At 39.6% G+C, this 22910-nt stretch carries 21 protein-coding genes; 18 read left to right on the top strand and 3 right to left on the bottom strand.

Going from position 1 to position 22910, the window contains the following annotated elements; all coding sequences use genetic code 11:
- Nucleotides 1-39: 39 nt before the first annotated feature.
- Nucleotides 40-816 carry an adenosylcobinamide amidohydrolase gene (locus E7A03_RS04200; protein WP_021147708.1) on the bottom strand — a complete coding sequence of 259 codons (777 nt, stop codon included), beginning with the start codon at nucleotides 814-816 and terminating at the stop codon, nucleotides 40-42.
- A gap of 175 nt (nucleotides 817-991) precedes the next feature.
- Here E7A03_RS04200 and E7A03_RS04195 point away from each other — a divergent pair, with 175 nt between their 5' ends.
- From E7A03_RS04195 to yfbR, 3 genes are read left to right on the top strand one after another with little or no spacing between them, the layout of a single operon-like run.
- Entirely contained in the window at nucleotides 992-1921 is a 930-nt protein-coding gene (locus tag E7A03_RS04195) for a mechanosensitive ion channel family protein (RefSeq protein WP_021147709.1), read from the top strand.
- Nucleotides 1922-1946: 25 nt separating this feature from the next.
- Nucleotides 1947-2804 (top strand): D-alanyl-D-alanine carboxypeptidase family protein, encoded by an 858-nt coding sequence (locus E7A03_RS04190; protein WP_042986344.1) that lies wholly within the window; start codon nucleotides 1947-1949, stop codon nucleotides 2802-2804.
- Between the two features lie 25 nt (nucleotides 2805-2829).
- Nucleotides 2830-3420 (top strand): 5'-deoxynucleotidase, encoded by a 591-nt coding sequence (gene yfbR / locus E7A03_RS04185; RefSeq protein WP_155086349.1) that lies wholly within the window; start codon nucleotides 2830-2832, stop codon nucleotides 3418-3420.
- A gap of 197 nt (nucleotides 3421-3617) precedes the next feature.
- On the opposite strand, the gene E7A03_RS04180 is transcribed toward yfbR, so the two are convergent.
- Complete coding sequence (locus E7A03_RS04180; RefSeq protein WP_155086350.1) at nucleotides 3618-4502, bottom strand: epoxyqueuosine reductase; 885 nt, start codon at nucleotides 4500-4502, stop codon at nucleotides 3618-3620.
- A 154-nt stretch (nucleotides 4503-4656) separates the two neighbouring features.
- Between E7A03_RS04180 and E7A03_RS04175 the strand changes: the two genes are divergently transcribed.
- From E7A03_RS04175 to E7A03_RS04110, 14 genes are all read left to right on the top strand, one after another.
- Nucleotides 4657-5439 carry an FAD binding domain-containing protein gene (locus E7A03_RS04175; RefSeq protein WP_221741368.1) on the top strand — a complete coding sequence of 261 codons (783 nt, stop codon included), beginning with the start codon at nucleotides 4657-4659 and terminating at the stop codon, nucleotides 5437-5439.
- Nucleotides 5439-5891, top strand: coding sequence for a (2Fe-2S)-binding protein (locus tag E7A03_RS04170; RefSeq protein ID WP_004697799.1), 453 nt, complete (start codon nucleotides 5439-5441; stop codon nucleotides 5889-5891). Before E7A03_RS04175 ends, E7A03_RS04170 begins: the two co-directional genes overlap by 1 nt.
- The gene (locus E7A03_RS04165) at nucleotides 5891-8188 is read left to right on the top strand and encodes a xanthine dehydrogenase family protein molybdopterin-binding subunit (protein ID WP_316073717.1); all 2298 of its coding nucleotides are present in this window, start codon (nucleotides 5891-5893) and stop codon (nucleotides 8186-8188) included. Before E7A03_RS04170 ends, E7A03_RS04165 begins: the two co-directional genes overlap by 1 nt.
- A 41-nt stretch (nucleotides 8189-8229) precedes the next feature.
- Nucleotides 8230-8988: a selenium cofactor biosynthesis protein YqeC gene (gene yqeC / locus E7A03_RS04160; protein WP_004697856.1), complete on the top strand. Its 759-nt coding sequence runs from the start codon at nucleotides 8230-8232 to the stop codon at nucleotides 8986-8988.
- Between the two features lie 6 nt (nucleotides 8989-8994).
- On the top strand, nucleotides 8995-9717 hold the full coding sequence (locus E7A03_RS04155; protein WP_316073716.1) for a nucleotidyltransferase family protein: 723 nt from the start codon (nucleotides 8995-8997) through the stop codon (nucleotides 9715-9717).
- Nucleotides 9714-10526, top strand: coding sequence for a selenium-dependent molybdenum cofactor biosynthesis protein YqeB (gene yqeB, locus E7A03_RS04150; protein WP_101928742.1), 813 nt, complete (start codon nucleotides 9714-9716; stop codon nucleotides 10524-10526). The genes E7A03_RS04155 and yqeB overlap by 4 nt, the downstream gene beginning before the upstream one ends.
- Complete coding sequence (locus tag E7A03_RS04145) at nucleotides 10510-11238, top strand: XdhC family protein (protein ID WP_012863864.1); 729 nt, start codon at nucleotides 10510-10512, stop codon at nucleotides 11236-11238. The genes yqeB and E7A03_RS04145 overlap by 17 nt, the downstream gene beginning before the upstream one ends.
- On the top strand, nucleotides 11228-11542 hold the full coding sequence (locus tag E7A03_RS04140; protein WP_012863865.1) for an XdhC family protein: 315 nt from the start codon (nucleotides 11228-11230) through the stop codon (nucleotides 11540-11542). Before E7A03_RS04145 ends, E7A03_RS04140 begins: the two co-directional genes overlap by 11 nt.
- Before the next feature lie 116 nt (nucleotides 11543-11658).
- Nucleotides 11659-12471, top strand: a complete 813-nt coding sequence (cdaA, locus tag E7A03_RS04135) for a diadenylate cyclase CdaA (RefSeq protein WP_012863866.1) — start codon at nucleotides 11659-11661, stop codon at nucleotides 12469-12471.
- A complete protein-coding gene (locus E7A03_RS04130) occupies nucleotides 12468-13394 on the top strand; it encodes a CdaR family protein (protein WP_012863867.1) in 927 nt (308 codons plus the stop codon). Before cdaA ends, E7A03_RS04130 begins: the two co-directional genes overlap by 4 nt.
- Nucleotides 13395-13610: 216 nt before the next feature.
- Nucleotides 13611-15209: an NAD(P)/FAD-dependent oxidoreductase gene (locus E7A03_RS04125; RefSeq protein ID WP_221741365.1), complete on the top strand. Its 1599-nt coding sequence runs from the start codon at nucleotides 13611-13613 to the stop codon at nucleotides 15207-15209.
- Nucleotides 15210-15395: 186 nt separating this feature from the next.
- Nucleotides 15396-16748 (top strand): phosphoglucosamine mutase, encoded by a 1353-nt coding sequence (gene glmM, locus E7A03_RS04120; protein WP_101928744.1) that lies wholly within the window; start codon nucleotides 15396-15398, stop codon nucleotides 16746-16748.
- Nucleotides 16749-16964: 216 nt separating this feature from the next.
- Nucleotides 16965-17660, top strand: coding sequence for an aspartate/glutamate racemase family protein (locus E7A03_RS04115; protein WP_101928745.1), 696 nt, complete (start codon nucleotides 16965-16967; stop codon nucleotides 17658-17660).
- Between the two features lie 239 nt (nucleotides 17661-17899).
- Nucleotides 17900-19012 (top strand): tetratricopeptide repeat protein, encoded by a 1113-nt coding sequence (locus E7A03_RS04110; RefSeq protein WP_101928746.1) that lies wholly within the window; start codon nucleotides 17900-17902, stop codon nucleotides 19010-19012.
- Nucleotides 19013-19131: 119 nt separating this feature from the next.
- On the opposite strand, the gene E7A03_RS04105 is transcribed toward E7A03_RS04110, so the two are convergent.
- The gene (locus tag E7A03_RS04105; protein WP_101928747.1) at nucleotides 19132-20529 is read right to left on the bottom strand and encodes a hypothetical protein; all 1398 of its coding nucleotides are present in this window, start codon (nucleotides 20527-20529) and stop codon (nucleotides 19132-19134) included.
- 524 nt (nucleotides 20530-21053) lie between these two features.
- On the opposite strand from E7A03_RS04105, the gene glmS reads away from it, so the two are divergent.
- Nucleotides 21054-22886 carry a glutamine--fructose-6-phosphate transaminase (isomerizing) gene (gene glmS / locus E7A03_RS04100; RefSeq protein ID WP_012863873.1) on the top strand — a complete coding sequence of 611 codons (1833 nt, stop codon included), beginning with the start codon at nucleotides 21054-21056 and terminating at the stop codon, nucleotides 22884-22886.
- Nucleotides 22887-22910: the final 24 nt, after the last annotated feature.

The raw sequence follows: 22910 nt of genomic DNA, 5'->3' as shown, positions 1-22910 counted from the left end.
GGTATCATTCTAGATGTTTTTGGATATCACATGATAGGTCTATTCAGCGCCGATAGCATTTTCTAGTGCTCTTTGTACGCCTACATAGACAGCCTTGGCTAAGGTGTCTCCAAATAATGAGAAGGAACCAGCATCTGTTAAGATATCTCCATTTGTATCGATGGTGAGGATGATACCATCTGTAGAGGTACCTGTGGCAGATGTTTTGCGTTCTTTTGTAATTGCATCAGGAATGTCTTCATTAATAAACGGATGGAGGCGTACACTTTCAACATTCCAATCTTGTAGGGCTGCTGTTTTGGCCTCGGTAATCGTCATAATAGCTTTTACCATAGCGCTATCTGTTAAAGCTTTATTTGTAAATACGAGAATATTAATTGTGCCTGGCACTATGAAGTCTCCATCACGCTCTTCGTAACAATAGCCTGTACCTGCGCGATGTGCCGTTTTTTCATAGCCTGCAGTCACGATAGTTTCCACAATAGTATCATGTTCTTCAACTTTGGCATAGGCGTGTAGATGCATTGTGGCAGACGTGAGAAGTGCTGTACTAAAATGAACAGGAGTATCAATATGTTCAAATTCTTGAGCCAAATAATCGGCTACAGAGCCACCGGGTAAATCTTTTTCTGTTTCGATTTGATATGTTAGCTGTTGGTTGCGTACCGCTAGCGTATGGTGATAGCCACCATTTAATTGTCCGCTCGAAAGAGAATAGTGGATATCGTCAAAGTGTACCGTAACGGAGTGTAACTCTCTAGTTACATAGCCTCCAGTAGCGAGCTCTTGGGGTGCTTCGTATAGATTTTTGAACATGTAAGTCTCCCTAGTTTTATGATTGTTATATATGGAATATAACGATATAATATCTTTATTATCGTATTGCAAATGCATATGTAAAATTATAGCATATATATTTACCGTTATTATATTGCTATTATGTTGAGACGTATATTTGTGATTGTATAGATTTATATTATGGATGGTTACTATGGCTAATTTCTTAAGTGCTGTTTCTGAATTTCTTTTTAAAGACGCTAATATATTAATTCAAATTAGGGACTGGTTTTTTGCACAAGCTGGAAATATTTTATTAGCACTAATTTTATTTTGGATAGGGCGATATGCTATTAAATGGGTAAAAGCTTTTGCGGTGCGCATTATGACAAAAGCTTCCTATGACTCAGCAGCGATGAGCTTTATCACTCAAATTATTAATTATGCTTTGCTAGTAGGGTTAGTATTGATTTGCTTAAACCAAATCGGTATTCCTACAACATCCTTTATAGCTGCTTTTGGTGCGTTTGGTTTAGGTATTGGTCTTGCCTTACAGAATAACCTTTCTAACTTAGCATCTGGTTTATTAATTCTTATCTTCAAACCTTTTAGAGCGGGTCACGTTATTCAGGTGGGTGATGTAGTCGGCAGTGTTAAATCAATCCAATTTATGTATACAGTTATTACTACAAAAGATCAAAAGAATGTATACATACCTAACTCTCTTCTTACATCACAAGCTGTAACTAACATTGTTTATACTACAGAACGTGTTATCCCATTTACATTTGACATTGGTTATAATAATGATCATCATGAAGCAATAAAAATCTTAAAAAATATTTTTGCAGCAGATAAACGTGTCCTTAATCCGAAGAATATGGAAATAGGTATCTCTGAATTTGGAGATAATTCTGTACGAATTGCTGCTTATGCTCGTGTTAAGTCGAAGGATTTCCTCGATGTTCAATATAGCATTATGTCTGATGTAAAAGATGCCTTTGATAAATATGGCATCGATATTCCATATCCTCAACGTGTAGTATATATTCAAAATGTGGATACATCGACAGGTGAAATTAAAGGAACAAAGAAGAAAGCAACTGCTACAGATGTAGCAATAGATGATAGTCTTGAAAGTTAAGATACTGGAAGGTAGAACGAGAGTGATGACACTTTTAACGACGAATATTTATATGTTTTATAAGAAATTGGTATTGGCCATAACTTTTATAGGAATCATATTTATAGGTGCTAGTGTTGCTCAAGCTGCATACATTGCCCCCCCTTCTACTGTTGGTGAGGCCGTAGTCCTCATTGATGCAGATACAAAAGAAATTTTATTTGCAAAGAACCCAGATAAGTGGATGCATCCAGCTAGTACTACAAAAATGGTCACCTTGTTAACTGCCTTAGAATTAAAGGGCACACAGCTTGATGAATTAGCTACTATAAGTAGCTATGCAACGAGCATGGAAGAATCAAACCTTGGGGTTCGCGTAGGCGATCAGATTACATTGGAAGGTGTTCTTGAAGGTATGATGGTTGCTAGTGGTAATGATGCGGCTGTTGTAGTAGCCGAAAATGTAAGTGGTTCTGTAGATAAATTTGCTAAGGATATGACTCGCATTGCTGCAAAAGCGGGGGCAAAGAATAGTGTATTCTTGAATCCTCATGGATTAACACAAAAGGGTCACCATTCTACGGCTCGTGATTTAGCGATGATTGCCGCGTACGGTATGAAATACCAAATGTTCCGTGATAAGGTTGCCAATGATTACTATAAGGTGCCGTACCAAAACCGTGCACCAGAAACAATTCGTACTACAAACCACTTCATTCGCAACAAATATCCTGGCGCAAATGGTTTGAAAACAGGTTTTACAAATGCAGCAGGAGAATGTTTGATTGCGTCTGCCACACGTAAGGGCCATACTATGATTGTAGTCATGTTAAACGATGATAACCGTTGGGATGAAGCGGTGCAATTCCTTGATTATGGCTTTAAACTCCGTGGGGTAATTTAAGGACCTATTGTGTAATGGGGGATATATGAGTTCATTTTTTGCATTTTTAAAACGCATGCGCTTTATCAATCGATGGAGCCTCATGCGAAATACGGAAATAGAAAATATTCAAGAACATAGCCTTGAAGTGGCTATGGTAGCCCACAATTTGGGAGCTATAAAAAATGAATACTTCGGTGGAAATGTAGATATTAATAAGGTAGCTGTCATAGCCATGTATCATGAGGTGAGTGAAATCTTTACAGGAGATATGCCGACACCAATCAAGTATTTTGATCCAAAGTTGCGTGAACTGTATGGTGAGGTTGAAACTTTGGCGCAAGAAAAAATGCTATCAACCTTGCCAGACCGGTTACAATCTGTTTATAAGCCTATACTTGTTGATGCAGAGACTAGTCCAGAATGGCCTCTTGTTAAGGCTGCTGATACAATTTCAGCCTATATGAAATGCGTCAAAGAGCTCAAGGCAGGGAATGATGAGTTTAAAGAGGCACATGACTCTATCTTAGCCAAGTTGAAAACTCTAAATATGCCTGAGGTAGATATGTTTCTTGAAATATATATTCCTGCTCTTGGTAAAAGTTTGGATGAGTTGAACTATTACGAAATTAAATAACTACTAAAAGAGACGACTTCTTGAACTGTACCCCAAAAATTGGACACAATTTTGAAGGTATAGTTCATTTGGGCCGTCTCTTTTGATTCTAAAGATTTGTAGATTATGTTGCTAATGCTTTATCAAATTTTTGTTAGTTTGTTTAATAATAATTATTATTATAAGCGTATTTGTTAATTATTATGCCTTATTGAATATTATAGTTTATTTTTTCTATCTATAATCTCTTGATTTCTCATTAGTATTTTTTTACCTCGCCACGAGAAGGCTCGATGACCGTATTTTGCTTTGAATTCTTTGTTCGTTAGTGTTTCTAGTTCGTCTATATTGATATACGGTTTTATCTGTTGGAATTCTGGGATTGGCGTAGTTGGAATATCTTTGTTGTGAGGACACACCTCTTGGCACACATCACAACCAAATACGAGTGGTGTTTTAGCGAGAATCTGTTCCTCTTCATCGGTAAGTTCTCCTTTTTTCTGAGTTAAGTAGCTTTTACAAGTCGCGAATTTAAATTCGTCATGGCCCAAACATTGGCCTAAGCATGCTGTAATACAACGATTGCATCCTATACAGGACTGCTCAAGAGGGGCATTTGGTTTGAGTTCTAGTGTTGTTAAAATCGTACCAATAACGACATAAGAACCCCATTTAGGGCTGATAAAACAGTTGTTCTTTCCGTAAAAGCCGAGACCTGCTAAGTAGGCCATGTACCGATCTGCTAAAGGAGAGGTGTCGCAATGAATGGAGAACTGAGCCGAGTCATCAATTATTTGTAATCTTTCAATAAGACGTTCTAAATATTCATTAATGACCAGGTGATAATCTGTTGACCATGTATAGCGCGATAGATTGGTATGGCCATTGTGTTGTACATGGTACGGGAATAGACAAACGATGGCACTTTTGGGCATAAACCGAGTCGTTCCTAGTAGTCTTGCCTCCACATCTGCCGTAGTAAAGGGGCATGGGTTGCTTTCAAATAAAATAGTTTTGGCCTGTTCAGGTAGTGGCCATGAGGCAATTCCAAATTCATAAATATGTAATTCTTTGCAAATTTCCTGTAAATTTATATCATTCATCGTAGATTTAGTGGTAAATAATTGGTAAAATAAAAGTATAAGAAATGCACGAGATTCTATAGTTTTTGTTAAGTTTGTAGTTTGGTGAGAACTGTATTTTTATAGTTAGCACCGTAATTCTGTTAGTATTAGTATACCATTGAGAGGACAGATTATGTTAGCATTTATGAAAGTATTACAACCGAAGACGGTGGAAGAGGCTTATGAATTAGCCACAAAGAACAAAACTGCTCCTATGCTAGCAGGCGGCTGTTGGCTGCGTCTAGGACGACGTACTTGGCCATCAGTGATTGATATGGCGAGTCTTGATTTGCGTTATGTTCGTGAAGAAGATAAGGAGTTTGTAATTGGCGCTATGGCGACACAAGGAGATGTGGAACGCTTTGAGCCTTTACAACAATTCTGCGGCGGTGCCGTAGTTAAAGGCGTTAAGGAGATTCTTGGCGTTCAATTTAGAAATACTGCTACCATGGGCGGTTCTGTAGCAAGTAAGTTTGGCTTCTCTGATATCATCCCTGCGCTATTGGCAGTGCATGCAGACATCGTTACCTTCAAAGGCGGTCGTATGTCCATGCAAGATTATATGACATATAGAGAACGTGATATTCTCGTGGAGATTCGCATCCCTAAAGTAGATGTACCTGTAGCTGTTGAAGCCCTTCGCATTTCTCGTGGTGATTTCCCGTTATTGACAGGTGCTCTTCGCCATGATGAAAAAGGGGTTGAATTGTATATCGGTACAAGACCTGGTGTACCTCAATTAGCTGTTAAAGCAAGTGCTTTGCTTTCAGAAAAAGGATTATCTGCCGCAAAAGAGGCAGGTCAATTGGCATCTGAAGAACTAGTGTATCAATCTAACTCTCATGCGTCCAAAGAATATCGCATGGAAATGGTAAAAGCAATGGTTCAACGCTTAGCTAAGGAGGTGGCACAATAATGGAACTCGTACTTAATATTAATAACAAAAATGTAACTGTTAATGTGCCAACTGATGAGATGTTGCTAGATACATTGCGTGATCTTGGCTATTACAGTGTCCGCTGTGGCTGTGATACTACAAACTGTGGCCTTTGCACTGTATGGGTGGATGACGAAATTATTTTGTCCTGTGCATACCCTACATTTCGTGCGCCAGGACATAAAATTACTACATTAGAAGGCTTACAAGAGGAAGCTGAATTATTAGCGGCTTGTATCGCAAGTGAAGGCGCAGATCAGTGTGGCTTTTGTACAACTGGCATGATGATGAGTGCTATTAATTTGAAACGCAAAAATCCAAAGGCTAGCGATGATGAGATTCGCGAATACCTCATAGGTAACTTATGTCGCTGTACTGGTTATGAATCACAACTTCGAGGAGTTCGTAAATTCTTAGAAGGAGGCCTATAATGATGAACAAGCATATTGGTAAATCTTATGACAAAGTTGACTCAAAAGGTATTTTGTCTGGTAAACCGTCTTATACTGGCGATTTTGTTCCCAAAGATGCGCTCGTTATTAAGGCCCTTCGTAGTCCTCATGCTCAGGCGCGCATCAAATCTATTGATACATCTAAAGCCAAATTGATTCCTGGCGTAGAAGCTATTTTTACTTATGAAGATGTGCCTAATACGCGATTCACATTAGCAGGTCAAACATATCCAGAGCCATCCGCTTATGATGCACTCATCTTGGACCCTGTAGTTCGCTATGTTGGAGACGAAGTAGCTCTTATCGTAGCAAAAGATGAGGCTACAGCGCTTAAAGCAATGCCGCTTATCAAGGTTGAATACGAAGTACAGAAACCTGTACTTGATATGCATACTGCTATCGACCATGAAACTATAGTACATCCTGAAGATGATATTCACAATAATATCCCTGTAGGACAAGATTACAAACGCAATATTTGCGTATCCTATCACAAACGGGTAGGAGATGTGGAGGCAGAACTTGCTAAATGTGATTACGTGGCAGAAGGTACATACTTTGACCAGGCCACACGCCAAACAGCGATGGAACCATTCCAAAGCTTTGGATATATAGATGCGCTAGGTCGTGTAGTTATCGTATCCTCTACACAAATCGTATTCCATGTACGCCGTCACATCGCTCGTGCACTCGGTATTCCGGCCACAAAAGTCCGTGTTATTAAACCTCGTATCGGCGGCGGTTTCGGCTCTAAACAAACGGCTTGTACAGAAATTATGACGGCCTTTGTATCGTGGACATTGAAAAAACCTTGTTATCTCTTATACGATCGTACAGAAGCACAAACTTGCTCCACTACACGTCATGCTCGTGAATGGAAAATCCGTGTTGGTGCTACAAAAGATGGCATTATTAAAGTTATTGATATGGACTCCATCACAGCCGCTGGTGCACATGCAACTCATTGCTTCACTACTACAACGGCTGGTGAACATAAATCTGTACCTTTGTACAACAAAGTGACTGCTGTTCATTATGGTACAGAAGGTGTGTATACTAATCAAACTCCGGGTGGTGCTTTCCGTGGGTATGGTGCAACAGAAGCATTGTGGCCATTAGAATGTGCAGTAAACCAGTTAGCTGATAAGATGGGGATTGATCCAGCTGAGTTACGTCAGAAGAACTTAATAGCGGAAGGTGAACAAAGCTTAGTATATGCTCCAGATGAATATCTTGATTCTGGTCTTTTCCAAGATACTGTAAATCGGGTAAAAGAAATGGCTCGTTGGGATGAACGCCCTCATTCTTGGGATATCGATGAACGCTATCGCGGTGGACTGGGCATGGCTTTAGCATTACAAGGCTCTGGTGTCGCAAATATAGATGTGGCATCTGTTGAAATTCGCCTTGGTGACGATGGTAATTATACATTGTATACTGGGTCTTCTGATATGGGCATGGGGTCTAATACCGTATTGACTCAAATGGCCTGTGAAGTAATCGGCTGTCCTATGGAATATATGACTGTTATTGAATCAGATACAGATATCGTACCATTCGATCCAGGGTCTTACGCATCTAGTACAACCTATGTAACAGGTACTGCTGCTAAGATGGCGGCAGAAGAATTGCGCACTAAGATTATTGCTAAATTCGCTCATTTCTTTGAAACTGACGTTGAAAACGTTGACTTTGACGGCGTTGTAGCTACCACAAAAGATGGTGCTAAAACAATGGATATCCATCAATTGGCACCAAAATTATTAGTTGGTGTTAATGCGGAGCAATTGTCTGGTTTTGCTACATGGGGGAGTCATACATCCCCACCTCCATTTATGGCATCTATTGCTGAGGTGAAGGTAGATAAACAAACAGGTAAGGTTATTCCTCTTCATTTCTATTCTTGTGTTGATTGTGGTACTGTTATCAATCCTAAATTGGCTCGCGTTCAAGTTGAGGGTGGTGTAGTACAAGCTATCGGCATGGCTTTATATGAAGATGTACGCTATTCCAACAATGGCCGTTTGGAAACAAACAATCTTATGACTTATAAAATCCCAACCCGTCAGGATATTGGTGAATTACATACAGACTTTGTAGAATCTTACGAGCCTACAGGTGGTTTCGGAGCAAAATCTATTGGTGAGGTTGTCATCAATACGGGGTGCCCTGCTATTCAACATGCCATTAAAAATGCAGTTGGTGCGGATATTCGTACATTACCTATGACATCTGAGAAGGTATTTATGGCTATGGACGAGAAATATAAAGTATAGAGATTTCTAGTTCCTTTTACTTTCTAAGGAGGCCTGGTTCTATGACATCACAAACATCCTATTGGAATCGATTGATTCAGCCGGGAATCGTTGCCCTTGTTGGGGCAGGCGGTAAAACGACTGTGCTTTCAAAACTAGTAGAATATGGACGGCTGAAAGGTCAGCCCATCGTAGTTACGACTACGACTCGACTTTATGAGTCTCAGGTGGCTCATTATGAACCGATTTATACTCATAATATTAATGAAGCTGATGAGTATTGTACTGACCGACTTTTACATGGCTATTGTGGTGCGTGGTTCACTGGAATTACAGGAACAAAAGTAGACTCCTTAGATTGTGATCTTATCGATGGTTTATCCAAGTTACATCCCAATTGGCAAATTGTTGTAGAAGCAGATGGGGCGAAGGAAAAATGGCTCAAGGCACCTAAGACGACCGAACCTATCATTCCATCTCTTACAAAGACTACGATTGGCCTCGTGAATCTACAAATGCTAGGGGCCCCGTTAGATGATGAGCACGTACATAATATCGAGCTTGTTCAAGATATTGTAAAACGTGATATGGGGGCTATTGTAACTCCTCGTATGTTGGCTGATCTTGTTTTGCATAGGCAAGGTTTATTCCAATACAGTAAAGGTAAGAAAATATTATTCTGTACTGGTTATGAAACAGTGCAACATCGCATTATCGATGATTTTATTGATCATATTGTTGATAGTGATATTACGGCTATCATTTTGGCTGATGGATATAAAGCAAGTTGTGAAATCCGTCGCATTATTCAATGTCGGTAGGTACTCATGACTAATGTGAAAGCAAATTGTAACACCGCTTTTAGTCCCATGAGAGACCCCATAGACCGTCATCCTTTGCATATTGGCATTGTCCTCCTTGTGGGAGGGCAATCCAAGCGTATGGGATGTAATAAGCAGCTCTTACCCTGGCGTGGCAAGACTGTTCTAGATGCGGTCTGTGGGGCTCTTCAAGGTGGATGGGGTGGACAGGTAGCTTCTACTGTATCGTGTAAGCTACCTTTTGTGGCAGTTACTGGTGATGATCATGAGAAACTAGAACCTATTGTCACAAGCTATGGTTTTGAAGCCCTTCGAAATGACCATCCTGAACTGGGGCAAGGCGTATCCATAGCGCTGGGAGTACATCATTTGGTGAATACGGCGCCTATATCGCTAGACGGTATTCTCTGTTCAGTAGGAGATCAACCACTTTTGACGAGTGCTGTTGTACACGAGGTCATTCGTGCGTTTAATGAAAACTTTCATCCGAAAACTATCGTCGTTCCACATTATGGGGCAAATTATCACTCGGGAAATCCCGTTCTCTTTGGTTCTCATTGGTTTGATTATTTACAACAGATTCAAGGGGATCAAGGCGGTAAGACCATTATTCGTGGTGAGGGTCAAGCCCATGTCGTGAAATTATGGATTAGTGATGATGTTGGCGACGATATTGACACACCCGATGATTTTGAGCGTTTGAAACATCGTGAAAGTGAGGCATTATGAAACCATTGGTACTTATGCGTGGAGGTGGAGACATCGCTTCCGGTGCTGTATATAGATTGAGACGGGCGGGCTATCCCGTTGTAATTAGTGAAATAGCGATTCCTACCATGATTCGCCGCGAAGTATGTTACGGTAATGCGGTTCATCGTGGAGAAATGATTTTGGAACGTTTTGTTGCTCGTCATGTGTCTATTGGTGAAGTGAAGGATACATTGGCACAGAAAATCATTCCCGTTGTCACTAGCTCATATGAGGAATTATTGGACACTTTAAAACCAGAGATTGTAGTCGATGCTATTTTGAGTAAAAAGAATCTTGGAACAAAACGAGATGATGCAGAGCTCGTTATAGGTGTTGGCCCTGGATTTACTGCTGGAGAAGATGTAGATGTGGTCATTGAAACGATGCGTGGCCATTCATTAGGTCGCTGTATCTATGATGGGCCGGCTCAACCTAATACAGGTATCCCTGGAAATGTAGGTGGCTACACTCATGAGCGCGTTATCCATTCTCCAAAGGCTGGACTATTTACAGCAAAACGGCATATTGGGGATTCTGTACAAGCCAATGAGGTGATTGGTTATGTTGATGAAGAACCAGTCCGAGCTAAAATTACAGGCATTCTACGAGGAATTTTAAAAAGTGGGCTCATCGTATCAGATCATTTTAAGTTGGCTGATGTGGATGCTCGTTGTGAAGAGTCTCATTGTTATAGTATTTCAGATAAATCCCTTGCTGTCGGTGGAGGTGTATTAGAGGCTGTTACCGCTTGGGATTATGAAAGGAATCTAGATGGAAACAATTTATGATGTGATGAAAAATCGTCTACAGGTTACTGAAACTACCGTGATGGTTACAGTTCTATCCGGTCCTCGTCAAGGGGATAAGACTATTTATGCTGAAGATGGAAGTGTTCTATACGGAACTCCTATTGAAGGATTTACTGTAGATAAAGCAAAGCTAAATTCTCTCTGCATGGTAGGCGAAATGGAGTGTTTCGTACAACCTGTAGAAAATGATCCGTCAGTTCTCGTATTAGGCGCAGGTCATGTTAGCCGAGCTATTACTGATTTGCTGTTGTTTATTGGCTGTCGTGTTACAGTTGTAGATGACCGTCCAGAATATGTAGTTCCTGAATTCTTTGATGAACGTGTTACACGTAAGTGCTTACCTTTAGAAAACTTCAAGAATGATTTACCTCTTGATGAATATAATGGCTTTATCATTGTGACGCGTGCTCATGAGTACGATAATATATGTTTAGAACAATTGCGTGGTTACTTGCCTACGTATATGGGTGTTATGGGTAGCCAAAAACGCATTCATCATGCTTTTGAAGTGTTGCGTGAGCAAGGTTGGACCCAAGATGAGTTAGATATGATTTATGCTCCAATTGGTCTAGACCTTGGTGCACAAACACCTGAGGAGATTGCATTATCTATCGTTAGTGAATATTTGGCAGTGGTACGTGGTAAAAAAGGCGGCTCATTGCGGAAAGGTAGAGTGATCCATGAATCGTGAGTTTATTGAATATCTTAGTGAACGTAAAAACGAAACCTTAGCAGTAGCGACTATTTTATATACTCGTGGATCCACACCTCGTAAAGCTGGTACATCTATGGTTGTATTTCCTGATGGATCTATTTTTGGCACTATTGGCGGCGGTCGTGCAGAAAATGAAATCCGCCTAAGTGCTGTGGACTCCTTGAATAAAAAAGAAGCTCACCGTCGTATTGATGTTCTCCTTGATGATGACGTAGCTGTTAAAGAAGGCATGGTCTGTGGTGGCCAAATGGATGTATGGATTGAAACACAAAACATCTAATAAAATCTCATTCAGCGTTTGTTTATAAATTTACAGTACTCTCAAAATGAGTTAAAATATAAGGTACAGTCAAAGAATTGATTGTACCTTATTATTTTGTATAAGGAGCTATTTTTATGCATATTGACGCACTTATACATACCTTTAGGCTTCTTGATATTGTTGATATCATAATCGTTGCCATTGGTATTTACTATTTATATAAATTGCTTAAAGATACGAGGGCCGTTTCTCTTTTAAAAGGTCTCGTCATGTTGGCAATTTTAAATTTATTGAGTCATTTATTAAATCTATACGTTATCAACTGGATTTTGCAACAAAGTATGACCGTTCTTCTCTTTGCGTTACCGGTTGTATTCCAACCAGAATTGCGTCGTGCTCTAGAACAATTGGGGCGTGGACGAATTTTCAGCAAGGCACAAAATGTAAACGAAGAAGAAATGGATATGGCCATTAATGAAGTAATGGCTGCGGCTCGCGTTATGTCTCGTGAACATACGGGGGCACTTATCGTTTTTGAACGTGAAGTAGGTCTCAATGACTTTGTAGATACTGGTATTCTTATCGATGCTGTATTGAGCCGCGAGTTGATTAAAAATATCTTTGTTCCTAGTACACCGCTTCATGATGGGGCCTTGATTATTCGTGATGGGCGAATTCGTGCAGCAGGCTGTTTGCTGCCGTTGACTGAGGACCGCACATTGAGTACTGAACTAGGTACACGTCACCGTGCAGCTATTGGCTTGTCTGAGCAAACTGACGCTGTTGTAATAGTTGTCAGTGAGGAAACAGGGACCATTTCTTATACATATGGCGGTCATATTTATCGCCATTTACCAGAGGATCAAATTAAAGAGGCATTGCGCACCTTTATGGAACGCCCTCGTCAAACCATTACTAGTATGTGGAAATGGAGGGCAAATAAATGATGATTCATTTGAAACGCAATTGGCCTGCTAAATTATTATCCTTGTTAGCAGCTATCGTCATGTGGTTCTTTATTATGCGCGATCAGAACCCTGTGATGGAAGTAACCTACACAATACCTGTACAGGTTCAAAATCTCAATTCTGGCTATATCATAGAAGATGCACCAGATGTGGTCCGTGTTGTTCTGGCTGGTCCACGAGATACCATTATGTCTATGAAATCAGATAATTTACGAGCTTATATTGATGCATCCGGTGTAAAACCAGGTCAAAATAATGTAACTATTAATTTTACTCCTCCGGCAGGAATGAATCTTGTGGAGGTTAAACCAGATACCATCACCATCAATGTTGATGAATATGCAGAGAAAACGATTCCTGTTGAAATAGTTCCAATCGGTAAGTTCTCTGATGATATTGCTTTGAAATCGGTAACGATTGTGCCGAAAGAGGTAACTGTTTCTGGTCGTAAGCAACAAGTTAATGCAGTGAGCAAGGTTGTCATGAAAGTCAATGTGGCTGGTCAAACGAAGAACTTTAGCGCTGTTAGTACCTTAGAAGCTTGGGATACGGCAGGTAATGTACTAGATGTACATATTAATCCAAACCAAGGTCAAGCACAATATGAACTTAACTTATTACGTAAAGAAAAGGCGGTTCCTATTACTGTTCCGACTGTTGGTACAGTAGCAGAGGGTTATGAAGTTAAATCTACGTCTGCTACACCAACGCAACTAACGGTTACTGGTCGTGAAGAAATGATTGATTCCGTTACAGAAATACAAACAGAACCTATTGATGTGTCGGGTGCTACTGAAACTGTACAGGGTAACTATAATTTAGTATTACCGAATGGTGTTAATAGCAATACCACAACGGTACGGGTGAAAGTAGAAATACAAAAGAAAGTACTTAATGGATGATAAGTTTTTTATGAGGCTTTGAAATCTTGCGATGAAGACCCTAATAGAGTGAATATTTCTCTATTAGGGCCTTTTTATGATTTATATATTAGCTTTTATAGTAGTGTTGTATAATAAAGATGTATAACTATTTTCTTACAGATCAAGTGGTAAAGAATTTTGGTCAAAGATTAAAGAAGTAGGCTCGCCTAAAAGGGAGGCTTTAATAGGAAAGATATGATTAGAATAATAAATCTCCGCGTAGCTGTTACGGTTAAGTCGGATATCAAAAGTATTGTAGAAAAGAAATATCCCCCGTTACGTGGCGCTATCGAAACGATTCATGTTGTTCGACGTGCCGTAGATGCTCGTAAGAAGCCAAACATTGTTTTTGTATATACTCTATTCATTGAGGTTCATAATGAAGCTCAAGTCATGAAAAAGCTTGGTAAAGAAAAGGATGTATCTGTATTTGCTGCAGAAGATCCAGAACCTATTGTTTTTGGGTCCGTACCATTAGCTCATCGTCCTGTTGTTATGGGCTTTGGCCCTGCGGGGATGCTTGCAGCCTTTTACCTAGCTCGTGAAGGCTATCGCCCAATCGTGCTTGAACGCGGTCAAGATGTAGATACACGTAGTCATGATGTAGAAACATTTTGGAAAAAGGGCATATTTAAACCTGAATCCAACGTACAATTTGGGGAAGGTGGCGCAGGAACTTTTTCCGATGGTAAGTTGACAACTCGCATTACCCATCCGCGTTTACATGAGATATCTAAATACTTTGTTGAGTTTGGTGCGCCTGAAGAAATATTATATAAACATAAACCTCACGTAGGTACAGATAAATTGCGTACTATGGTAAAAGCCATGCGTGAGCGCATCATCGAATGGGGTGGTGAAGTCCGTTTTGGTTCTAAGGTAACGGATTTGTTTATTGAAAATGACCGTATCGTAGGCGTTGAAGTTAATGGTAGTGAGCGTATTGATACGACTGTTGTTTTGTCTGGTGTAGGACATAGTGCGCGTGACACATACGAGATGCTTCATAAACGCAATGTGGAAATGACGGCAAAACCCTTTGCTATCGGTGTTCGTATTGAACATGATCAAGCTGTAATCGATGAGTCCCAATATGGCGTGGAACCATCTAGCTTGGGCCTCGGTGCAGCAGAATACTCCCTCGTGTACCATGATAAAGAAACAGGCCGTACTGCGTATAGCTTCTGTATGTGCCCAGGAGGTCAAGTAGTAGCATCTGCCTCTGAAGAAGGTGGCGTTGTCGTAAATGGCATGAGCTTATACGCTCGGAACAGCGGTGTTGCTAATAGTGCTATCGTGGTTAACGTAGGTCCAGATGACTTTGGTACTCATCCATTAGATGGCGTTGCATTCCAACGAGAATGGGAACAAAAGGCCTATGAGTTGGGCGGATCTAATTTCCATGCACCTGCACAAACAGTAGGGCAGTTTTTAGGGCTTTCACAAGCACCTAGTGTACAAAATAGTATATATAGCTACGAGCCAGGTGTCGTGAATTGCGATTTACATGATTGCTTGCCACCGTTCGTCACATCCGTATTAGAGCGGGCCTTGCCATACTGGGGTCGTCGTATCCGTGGATTCGATAATCCTGCGGTGTGTATGACAGGCGTTGAAACGCGCACCTCTGCACCGCTTCGTATGGGACGCAATGAAGAACGCATTTCTCCTACTGTAGGAGGTTTCTATCCTATGGGTGAAGGGGCTGGCTATGCAGGGGGAATTATGAGTGCTGCCCTTGATGGCGCGGAAACAGCCATTTTATGTATGGCAAAATACGCTAAACCTAATTAGTGGGGAATTATACTGATGAATTGAATTACAGTATAGATTCATACTATTTATGTAATATAGATGTGACTTTATAGTAGGTATGCTTTCTATATTGTGATATAATACACAACAGTAATTATTGAAATGATACACACGGTAGATATATAGACTTGTGAAACTTTCACAAATCCTTAGAGGAGGATAATTATGGCTCGTTTATTTGGTACAGATGGTGTACGTGGTGTTGTTAATGAGTTTTTAACGCCAGAATTAGCCTATCATTTAGGTCGTGCGGCAGGAACGCATTTTGGTAAGGAAAAGGAACATCCTACGTTCTTGATTGGTCGCGATACGCGAATTTCTGGTTCTATGCTTGAAAGTGCATTAGCAGCGGGCATTTGTTCTGTTGGCGGTAATGTAGTGATTGCAGGCGTTATCCCAACTCCAGCAGTAGCGTACCTTGTACGTCAACAAGGGTTTGATGCGGGTGCTGTTATTTCTGCATCTCACAATCCATATCCAGATAATGGCATTAAATTCTTTGATAGCAATGGCTATAAATTACCTGATGAAGTGGAAGATGAATTGGAAAAATATGTTCGTCAAAGTGCAGATAATGAATTAGCACGTCCTACAGGGGATGGTATAGGTAAAATTGAGTTTAATAGTAACTTGGCTCATTTATATGCTCACTTTGTACGTCACACAATTGATACGTCCCTTGAAGGGTTGACTATCGTTTATGATGGTGCCAATGGTGCCGCGTCTAGTGTAGGTCCAGAAATTTTGTCTGGACTAGGGGCTAAAGTCATCAATATTAATGTGAATCCAGATGGCTTGAACATCAATCATCACTGTGGTTCTACGCATATCGAAGGATTGCAAGTAGCTGTGCAACAATATAATGCAGACCTTGGTATTGCTAATGATGGCGATGCTGACCGCTGTTTATTGGTTGATGAAAAAGGTCAAGTTCTCGATGGCGATCAAATTATGTTGTTATGCGCTCTTAAGTTGAAAGAAGAAGGCAAACTTAAAGGTGATACCATAGTTGGTACCGTTATGAGTAATATCGGATTCCATAAAGCAGCAGAAGAACTTGGTATGAAAACGGTTTCCACTGCTGTTGGTGATCGGTATGTATTGGAATACATGCGTGAACATAATCTTTCCATTGGTGGTGAACAATCTGGTCACGTAATCTTCTTAGATCACAACACCACTGGTGACGGTATGTTAACAGCTGTTCAAGTGGCGGCTCTTATGAAGGAGAAAAAGAAACCTCTTTCTGAGTTGGCGGGCATTATGACAAAATACCCACAAGTTCTTGTAAATGTTCGGATCGCTACAAAAACTGGCTGGGAAGACAATGACCTTATCAAAGCTGCTATCGTAACAGCTGAAGGAGAGCTCGGTGACGAAGGTCGCGTACTTGTACGTGCCTCTGGTACAGAACCACTCATTCGCGTTATGGCAGAAGGTCCAGACCAAGAAACATTACAATCATTATGTGAAGAAATCGCTGATATTATCGGTAGAGAACAAGGGTTAGCTGAATAACTCTTGATGAGTAGTTTGATACCATTCCGTTTGGTTCCATTCTACAACTTTTATATTAAAAGTATACCCTCCTATATATGTCCCTTTGCTCCGTCCTACGTAAAGTCGCTGCAGGAGCATATATAGGAGGTTTAGAGATAAGTGATATTTAAAATTGAATAATCATAATGAATAATCTTTTTATTTTGGTTTATTCTAAGTTTAGAGGGTGAAATTATGAAAACAATAGGTTTAATTGGAGGAATGAGCTGGGAAAGTACGATTACGTATTACCAAGTCTTGAATGAAACTATTAAGCAAGTTTTGGGCGGCTTACATTCAGCAAAATGTATTTTATATAGTGTCGATTTTGAAGAGATAGAAAAGTGTCAAGCAAATGGAGATTGGGATAGAAGCGCTGAAATTTTATCCGATGCTGCTCAATCTTTAGAAAAGGCTGGTGCTGATTATATTGTTATATGCACGAATACAATGCATAAAGTAGCGGATGAAATAAAAAGACATATTCACATACCTCTTCTTCATATTGCGGAAATGACTGCAGTAGAGTTGGAAAAATCAGGTATTACAAAGGTAGGTCTACTCGGTACCAAGTACACGATGCAACAAGATTTTTATAAATGTATCTTGGAAAATCGGGGGATTCATGTTGTTATACCTAACGAAGATCAAGTCGAACTTGTGAATGATATTATATATAATGAATTGTGTTTAGGTGTTATTTCTAATGAATCTAAACAACAATACTTAGATATTATTGGTGATTTGGTAAAATCTGGTGTACAAGGTGTTATCTTAGGCTGTACTGAAATTGGGCTACTTATTAAACAAGATGATACGGATATACCTTTATTTGATACTACATTGATACATGCAAAAAATGCGGCGTTGATTTCTATTGGTAGAGCATAATATAATTAGCTTTTATTTTTGTTTAAATAACATAACCCTCTATTAGATATTTTTATTCATTTTTAGAATATCTAATAGAGGGTTGTTTTTATGCAATTAGAACTAGCTAGAGACTAAAGGAAATCTTTTAACATGGTTTGAATTTATATGAGAGGAGTTACTATAGGCACGTATATAGGAAGTAATTTGTGTTATTATAGCCATATAGTCTGAAATATATTCGATAGAAAAGGTGTAATATGAAGCTTGCTATAAAAGAGTATTGGGAAAATCTTAAAGTAGAATATGAAGCTACATATAATGCGTCTATATTTAGTGATTATGATGTGCTAAAGCAATACGCAGAGCGTTTTAGAACGTATTTAATTACTTTGATGTGTGAGTATTCTAATGATGTGGATGTGGCCTGTACTTTAGCAACTGTTGAACAGGTGTTGAGGGATGAGAAAAATTCAATAGAACTATTGGAAGGGTTCCTTGAAGCTTATACTAATGAACTTAGTGATACTGATAAAGCGAGAATTTACACTAATTTGGCTTTTTATTATAACGATGAGGGAAATATAAAAGAATATGACTATCTATCTGCAGCTGTAAAGCTAAATTCTCCATATATAGAGACTTACAGAGGGTTGGCTTTATATCATTTTTCAGCTTATAGAGAGAAAGGTTCTGTAGAGGAGTTGAAGAAAAGTTTACGTGCTTTTGAAAGGGGAATAATAGTATCGAACGATTATGACATGAACTTTGGCTATGCAGTGTGTTTGTTTGAGCTTAAGGAATATGAGAAAGCAAGGGCCATTTTTGAAGAGTTATTAAAAGGCTATCCTAATAGGATGAAGTTACTAGTTTGTATTGCTTATTGTGATGTGCATTTAGGTAATAAAAAGCAAGCCCTCGATCGTTTGAAGCAAATTAAGCTTGGAGGCGATGTAGCATATCATTTAAGTAATGATGAAGTTTTTGAGTTTGATATCATTGACGCCTATTATATATTAGATGAGTATGGCCTATTCTTAGATGAATGTGAAAAGGCTAAAGAGCACTGTGATTTAAGTGATGGCCCTTATTACTTTGGTCTTTGGATTATGAAGCAACATGATATGTTCCATCGTGAAGTGGAGAAGCAACGAACAGAAATATTGGCATGCATTGAAAATGCAAAAATGGACGAAGACTTTGATAGCGAAGAAGAAAAGCAGGACTATATCAAAAGCTGGGAAGATGATTTAGAGAATCTAAATTTGTTGGAACATAAAATTAAAGATGAAAACTACAAGCCTATGGTTGAATTAAAACTATGGCCAATATATGGGTGCTATTTAATAGACTGTTTAACTCATAATTTTTAATCTGCTTATTGGTAGATTTATATAAAGATGATTTATATATTTAAACTGATATACAAGTAAGTTTAACAAATTAAAAGCACTACTTTAAATTGGAATAATTCAGAGTAGTGCTTTTGATATTATTTATCAGCCACAACAAGTTTATATCCATTCAATTGAATGTTACTGCCGGTTGTGTCTTCGTTGCTCAAGGATTTTACATAGCTGTCGCCTGTGAGTATCCAATTGGAGTCTTTGCTGAGTTTCACAGTTACTTCTTTAGCCGTGTTGTCTGTGTTTATAGCACCTACAAGGCTAGATCCATTTGTCATGTCTAGAGCGATGGTACTGATTGAATCAGCCATAATATTACCGTTTAGCTCTTGGTTAGATGTGCGGAGTGTAAGGTGACCGCCGTTCTCACCAGTTTTTCCCCAACGGGAGTCAGCAGCTGCTTTCACTAGGGTAGATGTGTTCGGCATAGAGATTGCATTGTTAGAAAGGTCTACTTCAGCAGTGGTGTTGTTTACATAGAGGAACGCACCTGTAGCGTGAGTTGTGAGTGTGTTATTCTCTGCTTTCAGACGAGCAATACCGTTTTCAGCATCACCAGAGAAGCTTTGATATAGCATGAAGCCATTATCTTTGTAGCCTGTTACATTGGAGTTTGTAAGAGTTATGGAATTTTTACCTTCTACGACGCCAATTTCACTGTTATTCGCTATGCCGTTGACATTGTTTACCATAATATTACCCGTAGAGTAGATAACAGGACTGCCTTCGCCAGATGTCGTAAGTTTTGCCGCTTCTGCGGTGATAGTGCCTTCTCCGCGATCTGTAGCAAGTGTAGCAGAGTGAGCCCCTTCAGTAGTGATAGTTAGGTTTTTGCCATTTACAGTACCTTTGTAAGTAGCATCTAAACCACGAGAGGAATCGCTTTTTGTGTGAATATTAGTATTTTCTACGTTGATAACCGAGCCTTCACCAGTGGCAAAGACTGCATTAGAACCTTTAGAGTTAGATGTAATATTGCTACCCTTGATGTTAATTTGGCTACCCTCGATACCGAGGACTACTGCATTTTGACCACGGAAATTGCTATTGTCATCGCTTGTAGTGTCGCCTGTTTTATCGAAAACGCTATTTTCAATATCAATTACCGCTTTATTTTTACCGATGAAAGCATTCTGATCGGCCGTTGTGTTTGTCATCGACTCATGTGCAATGGATTTGTTTTCTGTAACGATAGTTGTGCCTTTGAAAGTATTAGGATCTACTTCGGATTGTGGTTCCATACCATTAGGAGCACCGTTTGGAGATGTGCTTCCTTGTGCGGATGGTACTGTTTTGGTTTGCTCTGTTGTGGTTACAACTGCGATGTTAGTGTTAGGCTGAGTTTCTGCTGCTAAGGTTGGAATGATAGCTAACGTTGATAGGGCAGCACCAAGGACTGCAGGTAATACCCAACGGCGTAACTTTCTATAGGACAAACTATTTTTTCTATTTTTATGTTTCTTTTTAATCGTTGTTTTATTCATGATTAATATCTCCCAAATTATATACATACATTTTGAAAATACAACAAAATCTAATTGTGTAAAATTTAGAATGATAGAAGTATAATTTCTTACAATGAAAAGGACGTGAAGCATAGAAACAATCTTTTTTATTCCTTTTGAATTATCTGAGGTGGTTTACTTTTTATCGATTTTTTTAGTATAATATACCTCAGTACATATTTTATTTTGTACTGATTCTGCCATATATCACAGAAAGGAATTCCGAATTCGTAAAGGCGAATAGCGCAAGTACCCACGAAGGCAGTCGTTAGGGTAGACGAGGTGAAGAGTGATCGAGTCATCAGCGGATGCTCTTCCGGCATATTCAAGTCGTAACAGGTATTAAAAAGCCCATCGGTAACGATGGGGACAAAGTATATCTGAATGAATTGTATTGAATTAATAATTAATACATTAAATAGAATATTAATCTAGAACATTAATTAGTTAGCCTTAGTTTTTGCTGGGGCTAGAAATACCCCCAGTTATAGGAGGATATACTCATGTGCGGTATCGTAGGATACATTGGCTTTAATCAAGCATCTGATTTCTTGTTGGACGGTATGGCAAAGTTAGAATACCGTGGTTATGACTCTGCAGGTATTGCTGTTATCGGTCCTGAAAATGTTATTAAAATTCAAAAAAAGGTAGGCCGTCTCTCCAATTTAGAGACTATCGTGAAAGCGGATCCTAATGAAGGAACTGTAGGTATTGGACATACTCGTTGGGCTACACATGGTCGTCCATCCGATATGAATGCGCATCCTCATGCATCTGAAGATGGTAAATTTGCCGTTGTACATAACGGTATTATTGAAAACTATATGCCTTTAAAAGAGGAACTCATCGCAAAAGGATATCATTTCAAATCTGAAACGGATACAGAGGTGGTTGCACATTTATTGGAGGACATGTACGATGGCGATTTTGTCGGTACTGTTCGTCGTATGCTGAATCGTGTAGACGGTGCGTATGCTCTCGAAATCATCTGTGCCGATGAACCGGATAAAATCATTTGTACAAAGAAAGAAAACCCTTTGGTTATCGGCCTCGGCAAAGGGGAAAACTTTGTTGCTTCCGATATTCCAGCTATTATTAATTACACACGTGACACATATATTTTAAGCGATGGCGAATTAGCTATCGTAACTCGCGATAATGTATCCGTATTTGACCGTGAAGGAAAAGCTGTTGATAAAGAGGTATTCCATGTTAACTGGAATGCGGAAGCAGCAGAAAAAGGCGGTTATGAACACTTTATGTTGAAAGAAATTCATGATCAACCTAAGGCTGTTCGTGATACATTTGGTACACATATTTCTGAAGACGGTAAGACAGCTATCTTTGATGAGTTGAATTGGACTGCTGAAGATGTGGCAGCTTTCAATAAAATTCTCATCGTTGCATGCGGTACTGCATACCATGCAGGGCTTGTAACAAAACAATATATTGAAAACTTGGCGCGTATTCCAGTTGATGTGGAAATCGCATCTGAATATCGTTACAGCAACCCGTTGACTGATGATAAAACATTATGTATCGTTATCAGCCAATCCGGTGAAACATCCGATACATTGGCGGCCTTGAAGGAAGCTAAACGCCTTGGTGCCAAATCCTTGGCTATTACCAATGTTGTTGGTTCCAGCATTTCTCGTGAAGCGGATAACAAAGTTTACACATGGGCTGGTCCTGAAATTTCTGTAGCGTCCACAAAAGCGTACACTACTCAATTAGTAGCAGGCTTGTTGTTCGCTGTATACCTTGGCCAATTAAACGGCAAAATGAATCCAGCTGTAGGCGAAGAAATTCTTAGCGGCGTTAAAAACTTACCATCCTTGATTCATGAAATCTTTGAAGTAGACGAAGATATGAAAGCCTTTGCAAAACATTATGGCTTCAAATCTGATGCGTTCTTCTTGGGTCGTGCTATCGACTACGCAGTAGCGATGGAAGGGGCTTTGAAATTGAAAGAAATTTCTTACATCCACGCTGAAGCATATGCAGGTGGCGAATTGAAACATGGTACATTGGCTCTTATTGAAGAGGGCGTACCTGTTATCGCATTGGCTACACAAGAGGATGTTTATGACAAGATGATCAGCAACATCCGCGAAGTAAAAGCGCGTGAAGCTATCGTAATCGGCATCGGTATGAAAGGTGACGAAGAATTATCTAAACACGTTGACCACACAATCTATGTGCCTCGTGCAAATAAATTCATCGCTCCAATCTTAGCGGTTGTACCATTGCAATTATTGGCGTACTACGCAGCGATTACTCGTGGTGCAGACGTAGACAAGCCACGTAACTTGGCTAAATCTGTAACCGTAGAATAATATATATAACCAACAGTGCTTCGG

It is taken from the genome of Veillonella parvula (assembly GCF_032472435.1).
GTDB classification, from domain to species: Bacteria; Bacillota; Negativicutes; order Veillonellales; family Veillonellaceae; genus Veillonella; species Veillonella parvula_N.
Note: the sequence above shows the minus strand (reverse complement) of the source record. Positions and strands in the feature narration are given on the sequence as shown.